This window comes from Segatella cerevisiae (genome assembly GCF_024054555.1).
Classification (GTDB): Bacteria; Bacteroidota; Bacteroidia; order Bacteroidales; family Bacteroidaceae; genus Prevotella; species Prevotella cerevisiae.
Genome location: NZ_JAMXLY010000113.1, coordinates 1 through 1153, shown reverse-complemented (window position 1 = coordinate 1153; position 1153 = coordinate 1). Strand labels below are relative to the sequence as shown.

Genomic DNA, 1153 nt, shown 5'->3' with positions numbered 1-1153 from the left:
GGTGAATTCAACAAGCAAGTGCAAATTTAGATAATCTTATCATAAAAGGATTCAAGCGGACAGTCAAAGTTCAACTTCTTTCTTGGTCTTGTGTTAATTTTATACTCAATCATCTTTATTTTCTGAATGGTTATGCTGTCAAAATCGGTTCCCTTTGGTATATATTGCCTGACCAGCCCGTTTCCGTTCTCCACGGCCCCCTTCTGCCAAGGTGCGTGTGGGTCTGCAAAATAGACTTTGGCTCCCAGTTTCCTGGTGATATATTTGTGGCATGCAAATTCCGTCCCGTTGTCCGTCGTTATGGTATCCACATAGTCCCTGAAGGGCTCCAGCAGCCTGACAACCGTCAAAGCAGTCTCCCTGGCATCCTTTCCCTTGCGCAGCTTCCTCATAAGAAGGAAATTGTTGCTCCGTTCCATAAGCGTAAGTATAGCCCCGTGATTGTTCTTTCCTACAATAGTATCCATCTCCCAGTCCCCGAACCGTTTCCCGTCCGCATCCCCCGGACGCTCCCTTATACTTGTCCTGTCCGGTATGGGGATTCGTCTCTCCCCGACGGGACGGGACCTGTGCTTGAGCTTATGCCGGCAATGCATATAGAGGTGCCCTCCCTGCTCCTTGTCCTTGCGTATTATCCTATAAATGGTCTCATGGGAGACGAATATGCCTTCCCTGGACAAACGGCCGGATATTTGTTCGGGAGACCATTGACTTTCGGTCAGCAGAGACAAGACCTCGGACTTTACTTCCGGGCTTATCGCACGGTTTCCGGGACTGCGATGCCTATGGTACATGGCATTATACTGAGCCGTCTCCCAGTTGTAATGACCCTGGTTCCCGCTATTGCGACTTAGTTCACGCGACAGTGTGGACGGACTGACTTTTATTGCTGCTGCAATATCTTTTTTCATTCTTCCTTGCTTAAGTAGCACAGATATTGTGTACCTTTGCTCCGAGGTTAGTTGTCTGTAATTCACAATGCAAATTTAATTAATCTCGGGGAGACAGAGGTCTCCCCAATTTGTTTTATTGCATTGCCTGTCAAATTTCTCCTTATTGGGGGCTACTCGCCCCCAAACTCCCAGGTGTTTTCCGGTATAGATTATTCCATCTTACCAATACCCAGGAATTGCACTTCTATATTGAACTTGCC

Annotated in this window: 1 protein-coding gene; it reads right to left on the bottom strand. The window is 47.4% G+C overall.

Going from position 1 to position 1153, the window contains the following annotated elements; genetic code table 11:
- Positions 1-26: 26 nt before the first annotated feature.
- Positions 27-980: an IS30 family transposase gene (locus NG821_RS12575; RefSeq protein ID WP_317233098.1), complete on the bottom strand. Its 954-nt coding sequence runs from the start codon at positions 978-980 to the stop codon at positions 27-29.
- Positions 981-1153 lie beyond the last annotated feature (173 nt).